The 3,942-nt window shown below is 67.1% G+C and carries 5 protein-coding genes; 4 read left to right on the top strand and 1 reads right to left on the bottom strand.

All coding sequences use genetic code 11. The annotated features are described in order from the left end of the window. A partial coding sequence (locus tag ACE3SS_RS15010) for a site-specific DNA-methyltransferase (RefSeq protein ID WP_374595331.1) occupies positions 1-1,142 on the bottom strand: 1,142 nt, incomplete at its 3' end. 259 nt (positions 1,143-1,401) lie between these two features. On the opposite strand from ACE3SS_RS15010, the gene ACE3SS_RS15015 reads away from it, so the two are divergent. The 4 genes from ACE3SS_RS15015 to ACE3SS_RS15030 all read left to right on the top strand — a co-directional run. Then, a complete protein-coding gene (locus ACE3SS_RS15015) occupies positions 1,402-2,469 on the top strand; it encodes a M35 family metallo-endopeptidase (RefSeq protein WP_374595333.1) in 1,068 nt (355 codons plus the stop codon). A gap of 34 nt (positions 2,470-2,503) precedes the next feature. Then, positions 2,504-2,839, top strand: a complete 336-nt coding sequence (locus ACE3SS_RS15020) for a hypothetical protein (RefSeq protein WP_374595335.1) — start codon at positions 2,504-2,506, stop codon at positions 2,837-2,839. A 14-nt stretch (positions 2,840-2,853) separates the two neighbouring features. Further along, positions 2,854-3,363, top strand: a complete 510-nt coding sequence (locus tag ACE3SS_RS15025; protein ID WP_374595337.1) for a hypothetical protein — start codon at positions 2,854-2,856, stop codon at positions 3,361-3,363. 22 nt (positions 3,364-3,385) lie between these two features. Next, positions 3,386-3,942 (top strand): hypothetical protein (locus ACE3SS_RS15030; RefSeq protein WP_374595339.1); only part of this gene is annotated, 557 nt, incomplete at its 3' end.

Consider the following 3,942-nt stretch of genomic DNA (forward strand, 5'->3'; position numbering starts at 1 on the left):
CGGTCGGCGTAGTCTTCGCCTTCGACGAGGATGAACTGGCGCCGCCCGCCGTCCTTGGCGTTGGCCTTGAGCACGGCGTGGGCGGTGGTGCCGGAGCCGGCGAAGGAGTCGAGGATGAGGGCGTCTTCGCCCGCGCCGATTTCAAGCACGCGCTCGATCAAGGCCACGGGCTTGGGCGTAGCGAAGCTGGCCTCCCCAAGAATGTTCTTTAAGGACTGTTTGGCCTCTTGGTTGTCGCCTACGTCATCTCTGAACCAGATTGTTTGAGGCACAACGCCATCCTGGACTTCGCTTCTAAAGCGCTTGAGCGAGGGGATCGCCGCACCGTCTCGTCCAAACCAAAGCCGATTGTCTGCGCGCAGTCGTTCAATCTCATCCAGGGGGCGACTCCAACTTCTTCCCTTTGCCGGGAGTACCTCGCGTCCTGATGGCGTTTTGATGGCGTAGTAGTCACGGTCACGATGCTCGGCCCGAGTAAGGTCGCTGGATTTCCAAGGGCCGCGAGGATCGTTATCCAGATTCCTATAAGCAGCATCCATTTCTTCGGTGCGCCCAAGAAGGTTGAAGCCGACGGCGTTGCGAGACTTCGCGTAGACCAGAACATGATCGTGGGATGAAGAGAAGAACTCCGCGTCATTCTGAGGTGAGTACTTCTTCTGCCAAATCACATTGGTTATGAACTGCTCTTCCCCAAAAATCTCATCCAACATCATTCGCGCCCGGTGCACCTCGTTGTCATCGAGCGTGATCCAGATCGAGCCGCTCTCGCTCAGCAGCTCGCGCAGCAGCACCAGGCGCGGCCACATCATGCACAGCCATTTGTCGTGGCGCAGCAGGTCGTCGCCATCCACCGGGTTGGTGCTGAGCCACTCTTTCATGATGGGCGAGTTGACGTTGTCGCTGTAGCACCAGCCCTCGTTGCCGGTGTTGTAGGGCGGGTCGATGAACACCAGATCGACTTGGCCCGCGTAGCGCGGCAGCAGGCTCTTGAGCGCGTGCAGGTTGTCGCCGTGCACGATCAGGTTGCCGGCCAGATCGGCCGGGCCCACCGACTTGGCCGCGTCCGCCAGCAAGGGGCGATACGGCACCGTGAGGTGGTGGTTGTAGACGTACTCTTTGCCTTTGAAAACGATTTCGGGCATGGCGCGCTGGGGGCTGGGGGTTGATGGCGAGGCCGGGCGAGGCGCGGGCGGCTAGACTGGCGGCGCAGACCGGTGGACTGGAAATGCACCATGCCCCGGTGCCGCCGCGCGCAAGCCTGGTGGCCGCGATTATGAAGACGTTGCGCCCTTCCCGGTCTGCCCGAACACCGATCGAGCCGCGTGACGCCGCGCCCGCTTGCCGACCCGCCCGCGCTGCGTATGATGGAAGTCGCTTCAAGCTGACCTTCGGGAGGACGTTGTGCCCTACGACATCAAAGACCTGTACTCGACGCGCCACGCGGCGATGATCGAGATCCTGAAAAGCACCGACTTCCCGACCGAGGGCGACTGGAAGTCTCCGGTGGACAACGCCCGCCTGCTGGTCGTGGCCGACGGCTACAACGTCGACAAGTACAAGGTCTGCGAAACCTTGCGCGACAAGGTCGCCTCGGCCACGCGCAAGAACCGCACCCAGCCCGTCGATACGCTGCTGACCGCCGCCGGCGTGATCAGCCTGCCCACCTCGGGCAAGAAGTCGATCCCGGCCAGCGTGGCCAAGCGCGTGGCGGTGCTCGACACCTTGCGCCACCTGTGGCTGCTCAAGAAGTCGGGCAGCCACAAGCTGTGGGTGCTGTCGCTGCCCAACGGCTACCGCGACTGGCCCGAGGCCGCCCTGGCCGGCAAGGACTACGACGGCATCGGCACGCTGCTCAACGACGCCACCTCGCACTTCAGCGCCGACGACCGCAAGCATCTGTCCGAGGCCACGCAGCACGGCCTCAACTGGGTCAAGAAGGCCATGATCGTGGCGGGCAGCCCCGACAAGCCCCGGCACCAGGCGATCATCAAGCGCTGGTTCGCCGACGCCAACTCATCCCCCGCCGACCTGAAGGCCGCGGCCGCCACGCTCAACGCGGGGCTCAAGAAGATCGCCGATCGCATCAAGTCGACCTTCCTGCTGGTCACCGACATGCCGATGGATCGGGGCAACGCGGCCACGGCGCGGGTCAACGCCTTCGTGTTCGGCGACGAGAAGATCGACGCGATCTACGTCGAGCCCGCGTTCTTCAGCAACCTCGACATGTTCAAGGGCCAGAAGAACTGGACGCGCATCGTGGTGCACGAGCTCAGCCACCGCGCGGTCCGGACGCAAGACCACCGCTATCGTCACCACCCCTCGGGGCTCAAGCCCGACGCGGGCGACGCCAAGTTCACCGCCGCGCAGGCGCTCGACAACGCCGACAGCTGGGCCATGTTCTGCATGGACTGCGCCGGGCAGATGATCGAGGCCGATTACACGCGCGTCAAAGTCGTTGGCAATGCCTGAGCCGGCGGCGCGCCGCCCCTGAAAGGACCGCATCATGGATCTCGAAAGTTCAGCCGACCGCCTGCCGCCCCCCGAGGTGCCGCCCGTCGAGCGCGATGGCGTGCGTTACGCGCAGGCCGAGGACGGCCACGCCGTGGGCGTCGATCAGATGGGCGGCGTGCTGGTGGCCACGTCGGCGAGCAATGGCCAGCGTCTGTGGACGCTGTCGGTCTACGGCAACCCGCTCGACCCCAAGCAGGAGGCCGACGCGCAGTGGCTGTTCTTCGAGTCGATGGCCTTCGACCCCGATGGCCGGCTGCGCATCGTCAACGAGGCCGGTCAGGCGTATCTCGTCGATGTGCAGGCGCGCCGGGCCACGCCGGCCGCCTGATGCGTCCGCCCGCCATGCCACGCGTCAACCCGGTTTGTCTTGTCGGCTGCGTCGGCCTCGCGCTGCTGGCGGGCTGCGGCGACAAGCGACCGCCGCCGCTGGAGCTGGATGCGCCCGCCGCGTCGGCTGCGGCATCCGGGGCGGCGCCGGCCAGCGCGGCCTCGGCCGCCGCCAGCACAGCGAGCTTGCTCGCCCCGGCCGGCAGCGCCGACCGCCTGCCGCCGCCCGAGGTGCCGCCCGTCGAGCGCGACGGGGTGCGCTTCGCGCAGGCCGCGGACGGCCACGCCGTGGGGGCCGATCAGGTGGGCGGCGTGCTGGTGGCGTCGTCGGCGGCCACCGGCCAGCGGCTGTGGACGTTGGTGGTCTATGCCAACCGCGTCGAGCCCGGGCACGAGGCCGACTCGCAATGGGTGTTCTTCAAGTCGATGGCCTTCGACCCCGATGGCCGGCTGCGCATCGTCAACGAGGCCGGTCAGGCCTTCCGGGTCGATGTGCGCCAGCGCACGGTGGAGCCGGCGCGTTGACCGGCGCGGGAGCGAACGAGGCATGACCGTGTCGCGACGGCAGGTATTGATGGCGCTGGGGGCCGGCGCGCTGGGCTTGAGCGGTTGCGCGCGTCTGTTCGGGCCGCGCACCATCGAGATCAGTCAAGACGAGCTGCTGCAGAAGCTGGCCACGCAGTTTCCGATGCGCAAGCAGGTGCTCGAGGTGTTCGAGCTGACGGCGGCCACGCCGAGCCTGCGCATGCTGCCCGAGGCCGACCGCGTGGCCACGGTGATCCCGTTCACGGCGCGCGACCGGCTGGTGGGCAGCACCTTTGCCGGCAGCGTGGGCCTGAGCTTCGGCTTGCGCTTCGAGCCGCGCGACCTCACGCTGCGGCTGCGCGACGCCAAGGTCGACAGCGTGGACGTCGGCGCGCTGCCCAAGGGCGCGACGACGCGGCTGGGCGCGTGGCTGGCCGAAGAGAAGCTGCGGGACTTCGCGATCCACCGCTTCAAGCCCGAGGACCTGCGCACGGCCGACCGGCTGGGCTATCAGGTGGACAGCATCAAGGTCGCCCAGACCGGGCTGGTGGTGCGCCTCGTGCCGCGCCCCGATCACCC

The organism is Aquabacterium sp., assembly GCF_041915145.1.
Classification (GTDB): domain Bacteria; phylum Pseudomonadota; class Gammaproteobacteria; order Burkholderiales; family Burkholderiaceae_C; genus Aquabacterium.

What these genes read in the sequence shown, in the direction of transcription:
- ACE3SS_RS15020 (WP_374595335.1), top strand. Translation starts at nt 2,504, where the DNA reads ATGGATCTCGAAAGTTCAGCCGACCGCCTGCCGCCCCCCGAGGTGCCG.
- ACE3SS_RS15025 (WP_374595337.1), top strand. Translation starts at nt 2,854, where the DNA reads ATGCCACGCGTCAACCCGGTTTGTCTTGTCGGCTGCGTCGGCCTCGCG.